A 20,722-nucleotide genomic window follows, 5' to 3' on the forward strand; every position below is an offset into this window, starting at 1 on the left:
TTTAGATTATAGCAATTTATATTTTAATTGATGAAACTCTACAGATTCTAAAGAAACTTTAGTGGGTCTATTTAGAAATTTATTAAACACAAAGAATTTTTTCTGTTCTATGTCAAGAAAATCAGGAACAAAAGTTTGTCCTGGATCTAATGTTAACGCACGATAGTTCTCGTTGGTTGGTAAATTTGTAGATGAGAAATTTTTGTATTGTGTAATAAAATTCCAGTTTATGGATAATTTTTCTTCGGTTTCATTTTCAAACTTATATTGATAATAAGATTTATATATGTCATTCTTTTTGTCGTTAACCTCAACAATACGCTTACTTATTTTAAATATGCTCTCTTGAGTTTTTACAACAGACCAATTGTTTTTTACAACAACTTCCTTTTGAGAAAAAACAAGTGCAGTTGAAAAAATTAAAAGGAAACTTAGGTACGTTTTCATGAATAATTTTGGTTTAAATTTGTAGGAATAATAAAAGTATGTAATATATAAATATTAATAATGAAAACTATTTTTTTTTCTATGAGTGGTAAGAAAACACTTATAAAGAGTATTGTTACTGTAATAAACGAACATTTTTTACCTTAATGGAGCGATAGAAACAACTATAAAATTTATTATAGAAATAAAAGACAATAGATCTTTTAAGTCTTAAATTTATAATGAACAAAGCATTATCTTTATTTAAATTTTAAGAGATGAAATTCGGTAACGTAGACAATCCAGAATTAATAGACTTTACTTTACCAAAAGACCATAAAGACACTAAACGTGTGCTTAATTTGGTAAAAGACAATTATGTGCCAGAAATATATGTTGGCTGTGCAAAATGGAATAAAGCAGACCTTAAAGGTTTTTACCCAAGAGGCACAAAAGACGAATTGGCTTATTATTCATCTCAATTCAATTCTATAGAATTAAATGCAACTTTTTATCGCATATTTCCAGCAGAACAATTTGTAAAATGGTATGATAAGACACCATCAAATTTTAAGTTTTTTCTAAAGTTGAATCAAGAGATTTCTCATTGGAAACGCTTACAAGATACTAATGCAGTAGTTGAAAACTATTTATATAATGCTTCAAATTTAAAAGAAAAACTAGGAACCATATTTTTACAAATGCACACTAATTTTTCGCCTAAAGATTATACTCGTGTGGTTGATTTTATAGAGAATTGGCCAAAAGAGATTCCTTTAGCAGTAGAATTTAGACATACAGATTGGTACAATACAGAAATTGCAGAAGAACTATATCAACTTTTAGAAGCAAATAATATTTCAAATATTATTGTTGACACTGCCGGAAGAAGAGACATCATGCATATGCGTTTAACAAATAGCACAGCTTTTGTACGTTATGTTGGTGCAAACCACCCAAGTGATTATTCTAGATTAGATGATTGGATAGAACGTATAAAAGACTGGAAAGAACAAGGTGTTAAAGAGATAGATTTCTTTATTCATCAAAATTTAGAAAAAGAATCGCCTTTACTTTCTGCATATTTTATTAAAAAATTAAATAACGAACTTGGTTACGATTTAAAAATCCCAAACGATACAACTGTCGAACCGCAACAAAACTTATTTTAAACTATGAGATTTCACACAAGAAAATGGGTAAAACCCGAAGACTTAAATCCTAATGGTACTTTATTTGGAGGTCGTTTATTGGCTTGGATAGATGAGGAAGCAGCACTTTATACTGTGGTACAGTTAAATAACTCTAAAATTGTGACCAAGTACATGAGTGAAATAAATTTTAAAAGCAAAGCGGTAGAAGGTGATATTGTTGAAATAGGAATGGAGGTTAAAAACTTTGGAAAATCATCAATCACATTAAAATGTGAAGTTAGAAACATGATGACACGAGAAACCATTATCACTGTTGAAGATATTATTATGGTTAATCTAGATGATGATGGCAAACCAAAGGCACATGGAAAAACAGAAACTGAGTATATAAGTGATAGATTAAAAGAATAATTTACTCTTTTAATAACTGCTGAATTCTGGTTTCTAAAGCGCGACCAGAAATTTTTTCACTAGCAATATTTCCGTTTTTATCTATTAATAGTTTAAACGGAATAGATTCTACACCATAACGAAAAGCAATGCTTTTATTCTTGTCTATAACATGGTAATCCCAAGTTAAGCCGTCTGTAGCTATAGCGTTTAACCATTGTGCTTCAGCCTTATCTTCACTAACACTTAAAATCTCAAAACCTTGGCTTTTATATTTTTTGTGTAATGCAACCAAATTTGGATTTGTAGCACGACATGGTCCACACCAACTTGCCCAAAAATCTACTAGAATCACTTTACCTTTAGGTATAGATTTTAACGATACAGTTTCTCCATAAGGGTTTATACCGCTTATTTTATAAGCCTTTGGTCTATATTCTTCTTTAAAATTTTCTTCATTTTTTTTAGCAGTTACAACAGGTAAACGTTCTCCAATTTTAGATTCTTTTTCAACTATTAATGAGTCTATAGATTTCGAAAAATCTAAATCCTGAATATTTTGAGATAAACCATTATATAATGTTCTAAGTGTTTTTGCATTGTATGTACTAACGTTTTCTTTTACTAATAGAACAGCGACATAAGAGTTAGAATGTTTTTTAATATAGGTCTCTATAAAATTGTTCTGTTCTGTAAACAATGCTAAACGATCTTGTTTTAATTTATTTATGTTTTCTGAAGAAAAATTCCCTTTTAAGCCATAATATAAAGACATGCCTTTGTCTTTAAAATCAGTCATTTGCGATGTGTAGTCTAGATATTCTTTTTGTACAGTAGAAGTAGAGGAAGCAGTTGAATAATCGATACGCTTGTTTAAAAACACATGTATTTCTGAAGCATCAACTAATAAAGGGAAGCCTTTGTTTTTATTTCGTATTTCCGAAATACGATATAATGATGGAGTTTCAGCTAAACCTTTAAACTGAAATTTAGTATTATTAATTATAGTAGAGTCTACTAATGCGAAAGAATCATCTTCAGCTTTAAAGAGATAAATATTTGTATTATCTGGTGAAAAAGAAGCGCCTTGAATTAAAAATTCATTATTTAATCTAATAGGATCTTGGTTTTCAATAGTTTCTCTTTGCACTGTAGAAGCTTCTTCAGATTTAGAAAACTGATTACATTGAAACAATAAAAAACATGCTATTACAATAGCAAAACGAGGGAAATTGGACATATATTCAATAATTAAAACCGAATATTACAACAATTTTTAATTATGCTAAAGGTTTTAAATATTTTTTATCAACATAGAAAGTCCCGAAAGGTACAAGAGAGCCTAATAAAATGATAATAAATGCTTTAGTATCCCACTTATAAGTCGAACGTAAGAAAATGGCTAAAGCAACATAGGCTACAAATAATAAGCCATGAGGCATACCTAAATGCTGAACATATTCATCGTTTCCTTCTGGCATACGTTTGTATATTGAAGCTGCCATTAATAATAAATATGAAATACCTTCTAAAAAGGCAACAATTCTAAAAGCTTTAAGCATAGTCTGTTTTTTTGTAATTAAAAAAAGCAAAGTTAAGAAATGTCATATTTTAACCATCATTTATTTAGAATAATTATCTTTATCAAAATCAAAAAAAAATAATCATGCGTTTATTAAATCGAATCCTTCTATTAAGCATCATTTCACTTTTATTTAGTTGTTCAAATTCTGAAAAATTAGATTCTAAAGAAAAAGAGTTTAAAATTGATTATGAAAAATTCACACTAGATAATGGACTCGAAGTTATCCTTCACGAAGACCATAGTGACCCAATTGTAGCGGTTGCAACCATGATGCATGTTGGTTCAAATAGAGAGAAACCTGGACGTACAGGATTTGCTCATTTTTTCGAACATATGAGTTTTAACGACAGTGAAAATGTTCCTGTTGGTGCCAACCGAAAAATGATACCAGAATGGGGAGGAAGTAGAAATGGTGGAACTTCTAACGATTATACAGTATATTACGAAGTGGTGCCTAAAGATGCTTTTGAGAAGATTCTTTGGATAGATTCTGACCGTTTTGGATATATGATTAATACCGTAACTACAGAAGCTTTAGAACGCGAAAAGCAAGTAGTTAAAAACGAAAAGCGTCAGCGAGTAGATAATGCAGCTTATGGATATACAGATGAGATTAAACGTAAAAACCTATATCCAGAAACACATCCATACAATTGGACAGTAATTGGTGCTTTGCCAGATTTACAAGCTGCAACTATAGATGATGTTAAAGAGTTTTACAAGCAATATTATGGCGCAAGTAACGCCTCTTTAGTTATTGCAGGAGATATTGACATTGCAGAAACAAAAGCACTTGTTAAGAAATGGTTTGGAGAAATACCAAGTGGACCAGAAGTAGAAGCTTTACAGCCAATGCCAGTGACTTTAGAGAAAACTAAATCATTGTATTTTGAAGATGGTTTTGCAAAACTACCCGAATTGCGCATGACGTTTCCAACCGTCGAACAATATAACCAAGATAAATATGCGTTAGAAATTTTAGGTCAGTTGTTAAGCGGAAGTAAAAAAGCACCACTTTACAAAACAATTGTTGAAGAACAAAAATTAGCACCTAGCGTTGGAACCTATCAAAGTAGTAGCGAATTAGCAGGAGAGTTTGTTTTTATAGTGCGTGCAAATGCAGATGTAGATTTAGATAATGTAAAAACGGCTATAGATCAAGGTTTAAAGCGTTTTGAAAAAGAAGGTGTTAATGAAAGTGATTTAAAACGTATTAAAGCAGAACTAGAAACCAATTTATATAGAGGAATTAGTACGGTTTTAAATAAGGCATTCCAATTAGTTGAAGATAATGAGTATAAAGGAGATCCAAGTTATATAACACAAACAGCAAAATTAACAAATGCTGTTTCTGCAGCAGATATTATGCGTGTGTTTACCAAATATATTAAAGGTAAAAATTATGTGATGACAAGCGTTGTACCGAAAGGAAGTTTAGATTTGGCTATAGCTGAAGCTGACAAAGCAACCGTTTGGATTGAAGAAGTTAAAAAAGATGTCGCTAACGAAGAAGTAAGTCAAGGTGCCGAAGCTGTTTACGATAAAACACCTTCAAAGCACGATAGAAGTGAACCTGCTTATGGAAAATTACCATTATTTAAATCTCCATCTGTATGGACAGATACGTTAACTAATGGCTTAACAATTTATGGTATTGAAAATAACGAAGTGCCTTTAGTACAATTCGATATTACCATTCCTGGAGGACACGCATTAGACCCAATTAATAAATCTGGAGTAGCCAATTTATTAAGCGATTTAATAATGGAAGGTACTGTAAACAAAACATCGGCAGATTTAGAAGAAGCCATAGGTCTTTTAGGTGCTAATATTAACACGTATTCAACATTTGAAGATTTTCATATTACAGGTTCTTGTTTGGCTAAGAATTTCGATGAAACTATTGCCTTAGTAAAAGAGATTATTTTAGAGCCACGTTGGGACGAGAACGAGTATAATAGACTTAAAGATGCTTTAGAAACAAGCTTAAAAGGAAGGGAAGCTAATCCTAATAGTATTGCGTCTAAGGTTTATAATAAGTTAATATATGGTGAAAATCATATATTTTCGGTTCCAAGTTCTGGAACTCAAGAATCTGTTAAAGTTATTAATATTCAAGACTTAAAAGCGTATTACAAGAATCTTTCACCAGAAAAAGCAACTTTTCATATAGCAGGTGCATTAGACAAAGCAACTATTAAAAACACATTATCTTCTTTAAATAATTGGAACACTAAAAGTGTAGCTATTCCAGAATATCAATTACCAGAAAGCACAAAGAAGAATCAATTGTATTTTATAGATTTTCCTGGAGCAAAACAATCTGTGGTTTTAATAGGCAAATTAGCGTTGTCTCAAGAAAATGATGAAGCAAATAATTTAAGCTTTGCTAACGAAATTTTAGGAGGTGGTTCAAGCGGAAAATTATTTCAAACTTTAAGAATAGGTAAAGGCTATACATATGGAGCTTATTCAAGTATAGTAGATAACAAGGAAGTATCACCTTTTACAATTAGAACAAGTGTAAGAGCGAATGCTACTTTAAAATCGTTAGAGATTATTAAAAACATGGTTACTAATTATGCTAATGATTTTACAGAAACGGAAGTAGAACTTACCAAAAACAAAATTTTAAAAGGAAATACTAGAGCTTTCGAAAGTCTTGGAGCGCAATTAAGTATGCTTAGGAATATTAGTAAGTACAATTTGTCTCAAACTTTTACGGAAGACGATCAAGAAGAGCTAGTAAATATGACTTTAGAAGATTATAAAAATATTATTAATAAATATTTAGTTGAAGAAGACATGATTTATGTAATTGTAGGTGATAAAATGACTCAATTTGAAGAAGTTAAGAAGCTTGGAAAGACAATTGTTGAGTTAGATATTAATGGCAATAAGTTATAGTTTTTAAACATCTAAAAATCAGTAATTTAAGTTAAAAATATTAACATTAAATTATGAATAAAAAACAGCATCTTTGGCACATATATTGTATACTATATTGGTTACAATTAAAACTTAAAAAATTAAATGAATAACACGATAAAAAATGCGGTTTCTACGGTAGTATTGTTCTTAGGTATATTAGGTTTTTCACAAACCGAATTACCATTAAAAACAACTGAAGGAATTAATCCTATTGCAGACTTGCAAAATGCAGACTTGCAAAACCTTCTTCAAGCTGAAATTTATAAAAATAACACTTGGAAGAGTCTAATTCAAAATAAGAAGATGTCTGTTGCTATTGTAGATTTAACAGACCAATGTAATATTAAATACGCTGGCTTAAATGATGACCACATGATGTATGCAGCGAGCTTACCAAAAATCGCAATATTATTAGCAGCAATGGATGCTATAGATAATGGTGAATTAAAAGACACTAAAGAAGTACGTAAGGATATGCGTTTAATGATTAGCAAATCTAACAATCAAGCATCTACGCGTATGATTGATCGTGTTGGTTACGATAAAATTGAAGCTGTTTTAAGAGCACCAGAAAACAAACTTTATGACGAAGAAGTTGGTGGAGGACTTTGGGTTGGAAAACGATATGCAGCAGGAGGAAAACGTCATCCAGAGCCAATGAAAGGATTAAGTCATGCTGCAACTACAAAACAAGTTTGTAGCTTCTATTATCAACTAGCTATGGGTAATTTGGTAAATACTGAACGCTCTAAGGAAATGTTAGAAATAATGAAAAATCCTGCTTTGCATCATAAATTTGTTAATACGTTAGATAAAATAGCACCTAAAGCAACAGTCTATAGAAAATCTGGTTCTTGGAAAAATTTTCATGCAGATTCTGCACTAGTTTGGGGACCAAAAAGAAAGTACATAATTGTAGCATTAATAGAAAACGATTTGGGTGAGCAAATTGCTAGAAATTTAGTAATACCAATTGAGAAAGTTCTTAAAAAATCACGTTCTTTAGCAAAAACATAAAAGACTTTTAGTTGTCCTTACTAAAAAACATACTTAATAAAACATTTGGATTAAGAGATGGTGAAATATACATCTCTTTTTTAATGCAGTTATATATCTTTATAATTATAACTGTGCTGTTAATTGTTAAGCCTACGGTTAACGCTCTATTTGTTAATAAACTTGGAGCAGATAGTTTACCGTATGGTTATTTGCTAGTAGCATTAGTTGCTGTACTAACCTCAATATTTTATAATCGAGCTGTTAGAGCATTTTCCTTACTTAAAGTAACCATTGGTTCTTTAGTTATTTTTAGTTTAGCGTTTATTGCATTAAGTATCGTTTTACATTACAATGTTCTTGAAAAAGGGTTACTCTATTTTTATTATTTAAGTATTTCTCTTTTCGCTGTAATTGCAACATCTCAATTTTGGATCCTTGCCAATATGGTCTTTAATGCAAGAGAAGCTAAGCGTCTGTTTGGGTTTATTGGAGCAGGAGCAATAGCAGGTGGTGTGTTTGGAGGCTATTTAACAAGTGTTATTGTATCTTCTTACGGTAATAAATACGCTATATTTATTGCTGCACTTCTTATTTTGTGCTGTATTCCGATTATTCTAAAAATTTGGAGATTGAGAATCCGAAAAATGACAACTTATGTTAGAAAACAACGTAAAGATAACGAGTCTACTGTACAGGATTCTTCTTTCAAACTTATATTAAAATCTAAGCATTTAACTTACTTAGCTTTAATAACAGGTATTAGTGTTATTGTAGCAAAATTGGTAGATTTTCAATTTAGTGATTTTGCAAATAAAGCCATTACAGATTCCGATGAATTGGCTTCTTTTTTTGGCTTTTGGTTCTCTACTTTTAATGTAATAGCCTTAGTACTTCAGTTATTTATTACAAACCGCTTTTTAAGCCGTTTGGGAGTTTCATCTACATTATTAATTTTACCTTTAGGTATTGCCTTGGGTAGTTTATTGTTTTTAACTTTTCCAGAACTTTGGGTTTTAGTTATTATAAAAGGTATCGATGGTAGTTTTAAGCAATCGCTAAATAAAGCAGCTGTAGAGTTATCCATAATGCCAATTCCAAACAATATTAAAAATCAAGCAAAATCATTTATTGACGTTGCAGTAGATAGTGTTGCTACTGGTGTTGCTGGTTTTTTACTTATTTTTTTAATAAAGAAATTAGATTTAAGCACTTCCTATATTACAATTATAATTCTCTTTTTTGTCTTTATATGGATTCTTTTAATTTACAGATTGCGAGAAGCTTATTTTGATTCCTTTAGAACTAATATTCAAAAAACATTAGTTGTTGAAGCTAAAGCAAAGAAGAGAGAAAAATACGAAACAACCTTAGTTGCTGCTAGACGTATTTTAAATTCTGGAGCTGAAAAAGAAATATTAAGTCTTTTGGAGCAATTAAATCCCTATAGACTAATACCATTAAAGGATAGCATTATAAGTTTATTAGAGCATCCAGCGGATGCCGTTAAAACGGAAGCAATAAAACAATTATTTCAATACGATAAAGGAACAGCTATTAATAAAGTAGAGGCACTAGTTACAAAGCAAAACGACGATTTAGTTTACACTGCTTTAAATTACATTATACATCATTCTAATATAAATACTAATGAGTTTTTTAATAAGTATTTAAATCATGAAACCGATTATATTTCTAATGCAGCCTTGCTATGTCTTGCAAAAGAAGGTGTAAACAATAGTAAGTTATCTCTTAAATACAATTTGCATTCAAGAATTGCAGAACATGTTAGAACTTTAAATACACCTGAAGGATTTAGTAGAAAAGAAGCTGTAGCAAAGTTATTAGTAACTATTGCATATTCTGGAATTGAGAAGTTTTATCCTTTTATAATTGTACATTTAAATAATAGAGATCAATATATAGTGAAACATGCTATTAAAGCAGCAGGAATAACAGCTAATGAGCGTTTTGTTGATGAATTGTTGAATTATTTATCCATTAAAGAATATAGGAAAAACGCAGTTAAAGCATTAAAAAATTATGGTACAGGAATAACTAAAACAATTTTAGATTTAGACAAGTCTGAAAACTTAGCAGATAATATCAAGCAACAATTACCAAAAGTAATAAGTGCTTTTAACTCTCAAAATTCTGTAAAGATTTTATTAAGATTGTTAAAGAGTAATGATGTTGTTATAAGGCTTGAATCTTCAAAAGCTTTATTAAAATTAAGACAGAAAAATCAAGCGCTTTTTTATAATAAACGCATTTTTAAGAATGTAATATTAAGAGAAAGCAGGTACTATAAAAACACTATAGATGCTATCGCATCAATCCAAAACACTATTAATCATGCCCTTTTAGAACCTGGAAACGATAATGTTACTGAGGTTTTTATTGCAAGGCAAAGTCTAATAGACGTTTTAGACGATCAATTAGAAACAAGCTTAACGTGTATTTTTAAGCTGCTAAGTTTGGTTTACGATGAAGCAGATATTGGAGTTACTTATTCTGGTCTTTTTAGTGAAGTTAAAGAAGCAAGAGTTAATGCCTTAGAGTTCTTAGACAACCTGTTAAACTCCCAATTAAAGTCTAGAGTATTTCCATTAATAGAACATACTGTTATTGAGGAAGATCATTTTGATTCTATAATATTAAAAATTAATATTATTCCTGAAAAAGCATATTTATCGATGTTAATTAAAAGAAGAGGTAAACGCGTTAAACTTGAGGTGTTACATCTTATTAAAGTACTTGATAATAAAAAATACGTCCCAATTGTAATGCCTTTAAAGAAGCATCGTAATAAGGACGTGAAATTCTTTGTTTACGCTACTATTGATAGCTTAACAGATGTTAGACGTTAATTATAATACTCATACCTTTAATAAAAAATGAATTGGATTTTAAAAGCAAAACACTGGCAAATTTTTCTATTATTATTTCCTTTTATAATATTGACTTCGATTGATTTTCAAGGCGATTTAGGGAATTTATATTGGATTAATTTAATCGGGTTTAGTGCCATATTAATTTGGTTATTTCTTCTGACAAAGGAACTGATTAAAATGGTTCCGAAACAATACGGATTAAAAATTAATCTTTATTATATAAATGCGATTCTATTTTCCGTTGTTTACTTTTCTGCTATGTATTTGAATGATGGAAACGATGTTAATTTTAGCGGAATTTATGCTCTATTCGGATTTTATCTATTTTATGCTTTTCTGCAATCATTCGGATTCGCAGGTAGAATTATAAAATCAATGGAATTAAATCGGAAATCAAAAAAACGTGAAAGCATTGGATATTTCTTTCTCTTTGTGTTTTTACCAATCGGAATTTGGTTTTTGCAACCAAAAATAAACAAACTGAATAAAAGTATAGCGGAAGAAAAAATAACTACTGCCGACAACGTGTATAATTAATTGGTTTTAGACTGCTTACGAAAATCCATGCAGATTTTCTATCCAGTATTTATTTGATAACTTAGTTGCTTAACCACGCAACTAACCATACACAAACATGTTAGACGTTAGTTTCCGCCAGTATCATCTTTGTCTTTAAAGTTCTCATCTAATTTAGCATCGGAGTTTTCGTTGTTTTTTTCAATTAAATCGTCAATCTTGCTTGCTAAATACATGTGTGCTCCAGCTGAATTCTTGTTTAATACGTTAGACATTAAACAAACAATGTATTTAGAGCCGTTGTTAGGATGCTCTACAATAATAACAGAGTTCATATAATTAAATACATTTCCAGCATAATCCTTACAATTAGGATCTTTCTTTCTATCGCATTTGTAATAACTACCAGACTTAAAATATACAGCAGCACTATCTAGTCTATTAGATTTTGCATAACGAATACGTCTATCTGTAGAGTAGAGTAGTCGTTTCATTTCAAGACTTGTATTTGTATCTACAATTTTACCTTGTTCTAGTTTTATAAACCATTTCATTAAACCTTTAGGCGTACCAATACTACCACCTTTTCTACCAACATACTTATCTGCTGTACGTGTAAACATACCACCAAGTCTCCAATCGTCTTCAGTTATTCCTAAAGTTCTTAAAGGTTCGTTTACAACCATATTTGCTAAGTTAGTTAAGCTATCTCTTGGTGTGTCTTTAAAATAGTTTTCGCCTTGTTCTTCAGTTAAATTAACATAATCTGAACCAAAGGCAGCCATTAACATTGCCTCTCTGTACATAACACTTGCAGCACCATTATTACTCACAGAAACCATATGGTCTAACCATTCGAATAACGAAAATTTATCGCTAGCAACAACTTGTCTTTTTGTTAGTTTATCTTTTTCAATATCATAAATTGGCACAGTATGGTGATCTCCAGTTCCCCAATAACGAGAAGACACTTTAATATCTTTTAGGTACATAATACGCTGATCGAAATCGGTACAAACCTTAGCCATTTGCGTAAATACAGCATTTAAAACAGCTATTTTACCAACACTTCCTGGTTGATAACCTACATTTTCTCTATAAGCTGCATATTTTAAATCGTTAGCATTCGTCATGTCCATAACTGCTAAAGAATAAGCACCACTTGGTACCAAGCGTTTTATGCGTTCTGCAAATTCCTTATTCTCTACAAATAATTCTTTAATGCTATCTTCGGTTCTAGACGTTAAATTAAGTTTAATATCTGCTAACTTTTTATAGGCACCAAACGGAATACGGTTATAAGGCACACTGTCTATTTGCATTTTATGTATTTGGTACAAACGTTTAATTCCAGTACGCTCGTAACCATCTATTGGATATGATATAAAACCAAAAGAAAGTAGAATACAAAGACCAATTGATACGTAGAATATTTTTTTCATAATATTTTTTATAGTTTTTCTGAAAGACTAATTAATGTAACGCCTTCAATTTTTGGTGAGATAGAAGAGAGGTATTCCGAACTTTTCGCTTGCTTATTTTCCACAAACGGACGAATTTGAAACAACCACAATTTATCATCCTTGAAACCAAATTCTACATCGTAAGCTTGATTTGGAGTATCGGCATGTTGCACCATTTTTTTTCTAATTTCGGTTGCCAATGTTCTAATGTCACTAATATTACGAGCATTCAAAATTGGAGACTCAAAAGTTGTCGTATATTTTTTAGTACCTCCATAATCTGGAAGTCTTATGTAATCGTTTTGTCTTGCAGGCGCTAATAATTCATCTGTTTTAGATGAGATTAAACGTGTCTCTGCACTTTGTCCATCTACAGCACCACCAGCACCACGGCTAAAAGCAACAGTTAAATCGTTATCATTTCCAGAGTTTATACCTTTAGTAATCATAACACCAGAATAATCAACATCTACACTTGGTATTATTAAAATAGAAGGAAATACATTTTCAGGATTACTTAAATATTTTTGACGCCATTTAAAGCTACGTTCTGTGTAGGCACTTGCCCAAACACGTTTTATGCCTTTTACAATGGCATCTTCATCTTTAATATTAAACAACGTTAAATTTAAACCAGCGCCAGTAAACTCTTTCAAGTCTTCCATATTGGTATCACTACGTAAAAACACAGGAACATTACCAATTGTATTCCCAAAAGCCGATTTAAAATTAACTTTCATATCGGTAACAAAACTAACTTCTAAAGGCATGTTTATAATAGCATCATGCAACTTTTTTAAGTTTTTAAGCTGAAATTCTTCAACTGATGCTTCGTCAGTTTTATTATTACGCATATCGTTAGCAACCGTAAACGTAGCGTTTAGGTATTCCCAATACGTTTTGTTTTGGTTTGGCATTTGGGTATTCATGTGCGATCTAAAAATTCCGAAAGGAATAATAATACCTTCCACAACTTGTTCAGGAAACAATTGCTTTAACTCACCTAAATTCGCAGCTTTTGGTCCGCATAGTTTACCAGAGTCTTTAGCATCAACATCACGCATATTAAGCACTTTTGATACATCTAAACGAATTTGATCTACAGGGACAGCAATAATGTTTTTACTACGCTCTTTTTTGCTAAAAAGCTCTTTTTCGGTAGAAGACATAGCGTCTTCAGCTTTAATAATCACACTACCTTTATTAGACACCGCATAGAAAATCGTTTTGCCATTGTATTTTTTCATTGCTTTTAAATTATCATAAGATAATACAGCATTAGGGATTCCTAAATTACGAGCTAAAAGTTGTACGTGAGACACTAAGTTGCCTTCAGAAACCGTTATTATTCCAGCAACTGGTTTTAAATCGTGAGGTGGTTTTTCAAAAATATAAATATTATTACTGATCACTTCAACGTCATCAGGATTGCCATCTACAACAACCAATTCTCCAAAGGCATATCCAGGATTTAATCCTCTTATAGCACTTTGGTTTTCTATAGACATAACGTTATTGTTAATCTTAGACGTTTTAGAAACAAAAGCCCCAAATTCGCTAACAGTTTCACCTAAACTTAAGGCAACGCTACTTCTAACGCGGTCGTCTATAAATCCATAAGATAAAGGCTCAAATGCTGTGTAATCGTCTACAATATCTTGATAATTTGCTTTAACCATTGCAGCACTCCATTCTACAACACTTCGGCTTGTGGTTAGCAATTGGTTTAAATCATTAATATTTAAATCATTATTTGCAATTTTACTATTAGTTGTTTGTTCTATAGCGTTGTATTCCCAGTCTTCAATTAAACCAGATCCCAAAGCAGCACAAGACAAAGCACTAATTTTATCTAGGCTCTCTCCAGGTGTTTTGGTTTGCCAATTTTGAGTTTCGGTAAGTAAAATATATTCTAATTGATTAGATAAATCCAACACTTTTAAACGGTCTTTACTGCTTTTGTAGCTTAAGATATTACTTCTAATTTCAACTAAAATAGTAGCGATTTCAGAAATAAAAGAAGCAGATGTTCTATCACTTTTATTAGCAGCAATAAAATCTTGAATTCTTTTAGTCGTAATATTATTACTTGGTAACGATTTTAATTCATTTTCCAATCTTGTAAAATCGATAGGAGAGTAGAATTTATACATGGTTGTCAATAAAGCATCAAAATCTTTCTTTAGTTTTTCTGGAATAGTTTTAGATTCCATAAAATCTTTAACAAGCTTAATATCTGTAACCTCAGGTTGTCCGTGTATTTTTATTCTAATATCCATAAATGGCTTGAAATCTTCAGATATGGTTTTACTCTGGCTTCTCATTAATTGCGCAATATTATCATCGCCATTATGCGGGATATCTTTTAAAGTCTGTCTTAAAAAATAGTAGTTTGCATCAATAAACTGCTCGTCTTTTAATAACCATTCAAAAAAGTCTTTTCCCCAAGCTTCTTCATCTTCACTTTGCAAAGCGCCTCTATAATATTGCGCTTTTTGTAATACCCAACCATCATCAACACTCGCTAGATATCTACCTAGTTGGTATTGTTTTAATCGGCTAAAATTATTCTTTCTATCTAAAAACTCATTTTGCTTTACTGCAGCAATAATTTCACCAAAGTAAAGGTTATTAGTTTTTCTTAAATTTATAGCAGATTCTTTAAAATTAGCATGTTGTATTCCTCCACCAATACTGTCTGGGCATGGATCTTTTGGTTCGCGTTCGGTACCATCTTCACAAAACCATTTGATACGATTAAAAGGACCTCGAGCATCTTTTTTATAAGCTTCAATTAAGTTTTTAATTTGTTTTGTATTAAGTTCTTGTGCTTCTGTTTTTAAGCTTAAAGCAATAAGAATTACTAGTAAAGGGATTATTTTTCTAAACATTGTTTTTATGATTAATCTACATGCAAAAATATCTTATTTATTAATGTGAATTTTTATTTATTTATTTATAAGCTATTTTTTTAGCATAAATACTCGATATTTTTGGTATTTAACTCATTTAAGAAAAATCATTAATTTAGGGAAACTTAATAGTTTACTTTTTTTGTGCTTACTTTATTCGAAGGACTAAGCTTTTTGCACAAAAAACAACCAATTATTTGAAAAATGATGAAACCTCTAGACTTTAGTAAAGAATACATATTAGAAAACGATAGTGTTAAATTAATACCTTTAAAACCTGAAGATTTTAATATTCTTTCAACCTTTTCTTTAAATGAGCCAACGTTGTGGGAATATTCTCTACAACCAGCAAATGGATTAGATAATTTAAAATCTTATTTAGACAAAGCATTGCAGGACAAAGCAGATAAAAAAGCGTATCCTTTTTTAGTATTCGATAAACGAACAAATGAGTATGCTGGAAGTACACGTTTTTATGATTATCAAGAACAATACAACACAATTCAGTTAGGTTATACTTGGTATGGGAAAGCATTTCAAGGTACAGGATTAAATAAAAATTGTAAGTTTTTAATGCTGTCTTTAGCTTTCGAAACACTTGGAGTTGAGCGTGTAGAATTTAGAGCAGACAATAATAATAAAAGAAGTATTGCAGCCATGAAAAGTTTAGGTTGTACTGTGGAAGGTATTTTAAGGCAAAATTGTGCCACACCAAATGGAGCAAGGCGAGACAGTATTATACTAAGTATTTTAAAAGACGAATGGTTTGATGGAATTAAAACTAATTTAGAATCACGATTATAAAATCAATAAAATCTTTTAGTTTATTAAACTGTAGTTATTTTTTTTTCTTTACTAGTTTAAAAATCCAGTAACCGATTATGATAGAAAATAAAATATATGCCATGCTTAGTTTTTTTTAAATTCAGAAATAAAAGATTTATTCAAAAATAGAAAAAAATAACACAAACCAAAAACTGTCGCTATCTTTGCAAAAAAACAAGTAATGTCAAACCAAAAGAAATCGCAAAAAGCAATTTTAGATAAATTGAATATTGAAGCGCTAAATCCTATGCAAGAGGAAGCGTATTTATCTATCTCATCTATTGCTAATACTGTTTTGTTATCGCCAACAGGAACAGGAAAAACACTTGCGTTTTTATTACCTACAATTAACGAGTTGTCTTCAAAATGCGAAAATGTACAGTTACTAATTTTAGTACCTTCTCGTGAACTAGCTATACAAATAGAGCAGGTGATAAGAGAAATAGGATCTGGTTTTAAAGCCAATGCTGTTTATGGAGGAAGACCTTTTACTAAAGATAAAATTGAACTTGCTCATGCGCCTGCAATTCTAATTGGGACACCTGGGCGTGTTGCAGATCATTTAAGAAAAAAAACGGTTTCAGTAGAAGATATTAGAACTTTGGTTTTAGACGAATTCGATAAATCTCTTGAGATAGGTTTCGAAAAGGAGATGAGTGAGATTCTAGGTAGTTTACCAAATATTAAAAAGCGTATTCTAACATCTGCAACTCAGGATATGGAAATACCAAGATTTGTAGGTCTCGAAAACGAAATAACAATTGATTATTTAGACACTAAAATATCGAATTTAGTAGTTAAAAAAGTAATCTCTCCAGATAAAAACAAACTACAAACATTAGTAGATTTATTACATCATATAGGTAATAAACCAGGTATTATATTTTGTAATTTTAAAGATACTATTCAATATGTAAGTGATTTTTTAAATACTAACAATATTGCTCATGGCTGCTTTTTTGGTGGTATGGAACAAATAGATAGAGAACGTGCGCTTATTAAATTTAGAAATGGCTCGCATCAAATTATTATAGCTACAGACTTAGCTGCTCGTGGTCTAGATATTCCTGAGTTGAATTTTATTATCCATTACCAATTACCATTAAAAGCTGAAGAGTTCACCCATAGAAACGGTAGAACAGGAAGAATGAATGCGCAAGGAACAGCCTATGTTTTGCAATGGGAAAACGAGTATTTGCCAGATTTTATCACCTCGTCTGAAATAACAAAGTTAAGCAGTAAGCCTACAAAAATAGAAAGTGAATGGTCTACTTTATTTATTTCTGGAGGTAGAAAAGATAAGATCTCTAAAGGGGATATTGCAGGCCTATTTTTTAAACAAGGCAATTTAGAACGTAACGAATTAGGAGTTATAGAATTAAAACAAGACTGTGCTTTTGTTGCTGTACCAAAAGCTAAAGCATTGGCAATTGTAGAGAAAGTAAATAACATGCGTATAAAGAAGCGAAAAGTTCGCGTTACAATCGTTTAAAGGGTTTTTAGAATGATTTCAATTGTCAAAAAAATGTAAAATAAGTGTCAATTGCTCTTTAAAGTCAGTAAATAGTGAGTTATTTACTTTTAATTAATAAAAGCATATTGAAAATCTATAGAATACTTTTTATACTACTAATTTCGATTTCATTTTTTTCATGTCAGAAAGAAAAGAACAATGACAGTGTTTCGGCTACAACTAAAGTTACAATAAGAGAAGCTGGAAATCAATTGCTACTTAAGAATCAAGATTCTACTTCTTTAATATTGCCAGTTTTAGAACTCCAATCTTCAGTTTATAAACTAGAATTTAATCAACCTTTAACTTTTGAACCCAATCAATTAGTAGCAGCCATTAATAGCAGTTTTCAAAAGACTTCATTACCAAAAAACTATCGTGTAGAAGTGCTACAATGTAGAGATAACGAAGTTGCTTACAGTTATGAGATTCATACAGAAAAAGAACGGACTCTTATTCCATGTGCAGGACGATTATTGCCAAATGGCTGTTATACAATAGAAATTACTTTTTTAGATAAGGTAGAATCGAGTAGTGGTTATATTTGGTTATTATCTCTACTAGGTGTTGGGTTACTTATTTTTGTTATAAAGTTAATATTAAATAAAAAGAAGCGTAAAGATAATATTATTGAACTCGAAAACGCAACCGCCGATTTTGAAAAACTAGGTGTTTTTCAATTTTATCCAGAGCAAAATAAATTAGTGAAAGCAGCAACCGAAATTAGTCTTTCAAAAAAGGAATGCGAAATATTAGCCATTTTTGTGGCTAATCCTAATCAAATTATTAAACGAGACGAGCTTACCAAAAGAGTATGGGAAGACAATGGTGTAATAGTTGGTAGAAGTCTAGATACGTACATCTCTAAGTTGCGTAAAAAACTAAAAGACGACGATTCTATAAAGCTTACCAATGTTCATGGAGTAGGTTATAAACTGGAGATGTAATTTCCAAATTCTCACGCATTCTATACTCCAATCACAAGTAAAACAGTAATGTATTAAGCTACAGCTATTCATTAACTAAATTTATATCAACCATTACGGATTATGATTTTTAATTATTTAACAAGCAATTAGTTAGGGCTGTGGTATTGTTTTCTAAGTACTATTAAGGTGTTATTTATTAGATTTTTACTTAAAGGAATTTTATTAGTGAATAAAAAATGTTTATTTTATATAAAAATTGTTGTTTTCTAAATTAATGGCATTATATTTGCAAAACATTAATAAATTAAATTACATTACAATGAGTAAAGGAACAGTTAAATTTTTCAACGACGCTAAAGGATTTGGATTCATCACAGAAGAAGGTGTTGATAAAGATCATTTTGTACACATTTCTGGATTAATCGATGAGATTAGAGAAGGTGACCAAGTTGAATTCGATTTACAAGAAGGAAACAAAGGATTAAACGCGGTTAACGTAAAAGTTATCTAAGAATATATTCATATATTTTCAAAAAAGCTCATCTTTAATAGATGGGCTTTTTTTATGCTTTATAATTTGTCTTCCAAAAAGTGTGGCTACAGCAGTTTTTCATTGATATAACTGTAATACATAGTCCTTTTCTCTTTTCTAATTCAATAGAAACAAGAACTAAAGCAATGCTTAAATTTTATATTTTCTTATAAAGAAAAAAATCATCTTTTTCTTTTACAGCTATTTCAAACAAGAAATGGTATTATCTTTACCAAAAAAATATTTTATGTCAAAAAAGTTTTCAGATATTGGGATTAATAAGCAACTTCAAGAAAGTTTAGCGGCTTTGCAAATCTCTGTACCTACAGATATTCAAGAAAAAGTTATTCCTATTATTCTAAACCAAAAAGAAGATGTTGTTGCATTAGCAAAAACAGGAACGGGTAAAACTGCCGCTTTTGGTTTACCACTATTACAACTTATAGACATTGATGAAGTTAATATTCAGGCTGTTATTCTTGCTCCAACTAGAGAGTTAGGACAACAGATTTTTAATAATCTAGAGTCTTATAAAGCAAATAGTATGCAGGTATCTATTGCTGGATTATTTGGAGGAATACCAATAAAACCACAAATAGAAAGACTGAAAGAAGCAACACATATAGTAGTAGCAACTCCAGGGCGTTTAGCAGATTTAATAGAACGAAATGCTATAAACGTAAAAGACATTACTTATTTTGTGTTAGATGAAGCAGACGAAATGGTAAGTGCTCATAAAGAAGGAGTAGATACTATTATTAAAGCTTTACCAAAAAACAGAAGAACATTACTTTTTACAGCTACAATGCCAGGAACCATTAAACAAATGGTTCAAAATTACATGTCTAAACATGTTGTGCAAATTGAAGCAGATATGGAATCTGTTGGTCATCAAGGTATCGATCACCAATATATAGTTGTAGAACCTATAGAGAAACTGGAAGTTTTACTTCATTTTTTAAATGCAAATGAAGGACAACGTGGTATCATATTCTGTAAAACCAAAGCAGCAGTAAACAAGCTAGCAAAAAAACTAGCGATTAATAAGTTCTCATCAGGAGCTATTCACGGAAGCCTAACACAAGGTATTCGAGATCGTATTATGGGACAATTTAGAGAAGGCCATATTGATATTTTGGTTGCTACAGATTTAGCAGCGCGTGGTATTGATGTAAAAGAGTTGTCTTGGGTAGTAAACTATCATTTACCAGACACATACGAAGCGTATGTGCATAGAAGTGGACGTACTGCTAGAGCAGGTGCAAACGGTTTATCGCTTACTATTATCCAGAAAGAAGAAGTAGAAGATATTGGTGAGTTTGAAGAAGAACTAAACATTAGTTTTACGCCGTTTAAAAAGCCAGATGCACAAAGTATAGAAGATAATAACACCTTATTATGGGCTAAAAAAATATTTAAAGCGAAGCCTAATAGAGAGGTCAATGAAGCTTTAAAAGGACAAATTAAAACGATATTCCATCACTTAACAAAAGAGGAATTAGTAGATAAAATATTGGCGAATTACTTGATGCAAACCAACGCAAGTAAAGAAAAGCCAGAAGAGTCTAAAAAGAAGAAAAGTAAGTAATTTTATAATAGAATGTTGTCATTTCGAGTGATTGCAAAGTATAAGGAATTGTATCGAGAAGTTTAACT

Annotated in this window: 16 protein-coding genes; 11 read left to right on the top strand and 5 right to left on the bottom strand. The window is 30.8% G+C overall.

Annotated features, from left to right (window positions below; translation table 11 throughout):
- Nucleotides 1-6 precede the first annotated feature (6 nt).
- The gene (locus CW733_RS04175) at nt 7-447 is read right to left on the bottom strand and encodes a hypothetical protein (protein ID WP_100995996.1); all 441 of its coding nucleotides are present in this window, start codon (nt 445-447) and stop codon (nt 7-9) included.
- A gap of 257 nt (nt 448-704) precedes the next feature.
- On the opposite strand from CW733_RS04175, the gene CW733_RS04180 reads away from it, so the two are divergent.
- Entirely contained in the window at nt 705-1,598 is an 894-nt protein-coding gene (locus tag CW733_RS04180; protein WP_100995998.1) for a DUF72 domain-containing protein, read from the top strand.
- Nucleotides 1,599-1,601: 3 nt separating this feature from the next.
- Entirely contained in the window at nt 1,602-1,991 is a 390-nt protein-coding gene (locus tag CW733_RS04185; RefSeq protein WP_100996000.1) for an acyl-CoA thioesterase, read from the top strand.
- Nucleotide 1,992: 1 nt separating this feature from the next.
- Here CW733_RS04185 and CW733_RS04190 read toward each other — a convergent pair whose 3' ends face one another.
- Complete coding sequence (locus CW733_RS04190) at nt 1,993-3,210, bottom strand: thioredoxin-like domain-containing protein (RefSeq protein WP_100996002.1); 1,218 nt, start codon at nt 3,208-3,210, stop codon at nt 1,993-1,995.
- Nucleotides 3,211-3,250: 40 nt separating this feature from the next.
- Entirely contained in the window at nt 3,251-3,532 is a 282-nt protein-coding gene (locus CW733_RS04195) for a DUF3817 domain-containing protein (RefSeq protein ID WP_100996004.1), read from the bottom strand.
- Nucleotides 3,533-3,636: 104 nt separating this feature from the next.
- On the opposite strand from CW733_RS04195, the gene CW733_RS04200 reads away from it, so the two are divergent.
- From CW733_RS04200 to CW733_RS04215, 4 genes are all read left to right on the top strand, one after another.
- The gene (locus tag CW733_RS04200) at nt 3,637-6,462 is read left to right on the top strand and encodes a pitrilysin family protein (protein ID WP_100996006.1); all 2,826 of its coding nucleotides are present in this window, start codon (nt 3,637-3,639) and stop codon (nt 6,460-6,462) included.
- 126 nt (nt 6,463-6,588) lie between these two features.
- Nucleotides 6,589-7,503, top strand: a complete 915-nt coding sequence (locus CW733_RS04205; protein WP_100996008.1) for a serine hydrolase — start codon at nt 6,589-6,591, stop codon at nt 7,501-7,503.
- 11 nt (nt 7,504-7,514) lie between these two features.
- On the top strand, nt 7,515-10,352 hold the full coding sequence (locus CW733_RS04210; RefSeq protein WP_100996010.1) for an NTP/NDP exchange transporter: 2,838 nt from the start codon (nt 7,515-7,517) through the stop codon (nt 10,350-10,352).
- Nucleotides 10,353-10,379: 27 nt separating this feature from the next.
- Nucleotides 10,380-10,913 carry a hypothetical protein gene (locus CW733_RS04215; RefSeq protein ID WP_100996012.1) on the top strand — a complete coding sequence of 178 codons (534 nt, stop codon included), beginning with the start codon at nt 10,380-10,382 and terminating at the stop codon, nt 10,911-10,913.
- A gap of 107 nt (nt 10,914-11,020) precedes the next feature.
- On the opposite strand, the gene CW733_RS04220 is transcribed toward CW733_RS04215, so the two are convergent.
- Nucleotides 11,021-12,334: a serine hydrolase gene (locus CW733_RS04220; protein WP_100996014.1), complete on the bottom strand. Its 1,314-nt coding sequence runs from the start codon at nt 12,332-12,334 to the stop codon at nt 11,021-11,023.
- 8 nt (nt 12,335-12,342) lie between these two features.
- On the bottom strand, nt 12,343-15,246 hold the full coding sequence (locus CW733_RS04225; protein WP_100996016.1) for a PEP/pyruvate-binding domain-containing protein: 2,904 nt from the start codon (nt 15,244-15,246) through the stop codon (nt 12,343-12,345).
- Between the two features lie 228 nt (nt 15,247-15,474).
- Between CW733_RS04225 and CW733_RS04230 the strand changes: the two genes are divergently transcribed.
- From CW733_RS04230 to CW733_RS04250, 5 genes are all read left to right on the top strand, one after another.
- Nucleotides 15,475-16,071, top strand: a complete 597-nt coding sequence (locus CW733_RS04230) for a GNAT family N-acetyltransferase (protein WP_100996018.1) — start codon at nt 15,475-15,477, stop codon at nt 16,069-16,071.
- A 202-nt stretch (nt 16,072-16,273) separates the two neighbouring features.
- Complete coding sequence (locus tag CW733_RS04235; protein WP_100996019.1) at nt 16,274-17,584, top strand: DEAD/DEAH box helicase; 1,311 nt, start codon at nt 16,274-16,276, stop codon at nt 17,582-17,584.
- A gap of 74 nt (nt 17,585-17,658) precedes the next feature.
- Nucleotides 17,659-18,552: a winged helix-turn-helix domain-containing protein gene (locus tag CW733_RS04240; protein ID WP_232730391.1), complete on the top strand. Its 894-nt coding sequence runs from the start codon at nt 17,659-17,661 to the stop codon at nt 18,550-18,552.
- Between the two features lie 301 nt (nt 18,553-18,853).
- Complete coding sequence (locus CW733_RS04245) at nt 18,854-19,045, top strand: cold-shock protein (RefSeq protein ID WP_034058905.1); 192 nt, start codon at nt 18,854-18,856, stop codon at nt 19,043-19,045.
- Nucleotides 19,046-19,313: 268 nt separating this feature from the next.
- Complete coding sequence (locus CW733_RS04250; RefSeq protein ID WP_100998659.1) at nt 19,314-20,654, top strand: DEAD/DEAH box helicase; 1,341 nt, start codon at nt 19,314-19,316, stop codon at nt 20,652-20,654.
- Nucleotides 20,655-20,722 lie beyond the last annotated feature (68 nt).

It is taken from the genome of Lacinutrix sp. Bg11-31 (assembly GCF_002831665.1).
Taxonomy (GTDB): Bacteria; Bacteroidota; Bacteroidia; order Flavobacteriales; family Flavobacteriaceae; genus Lacinutrix.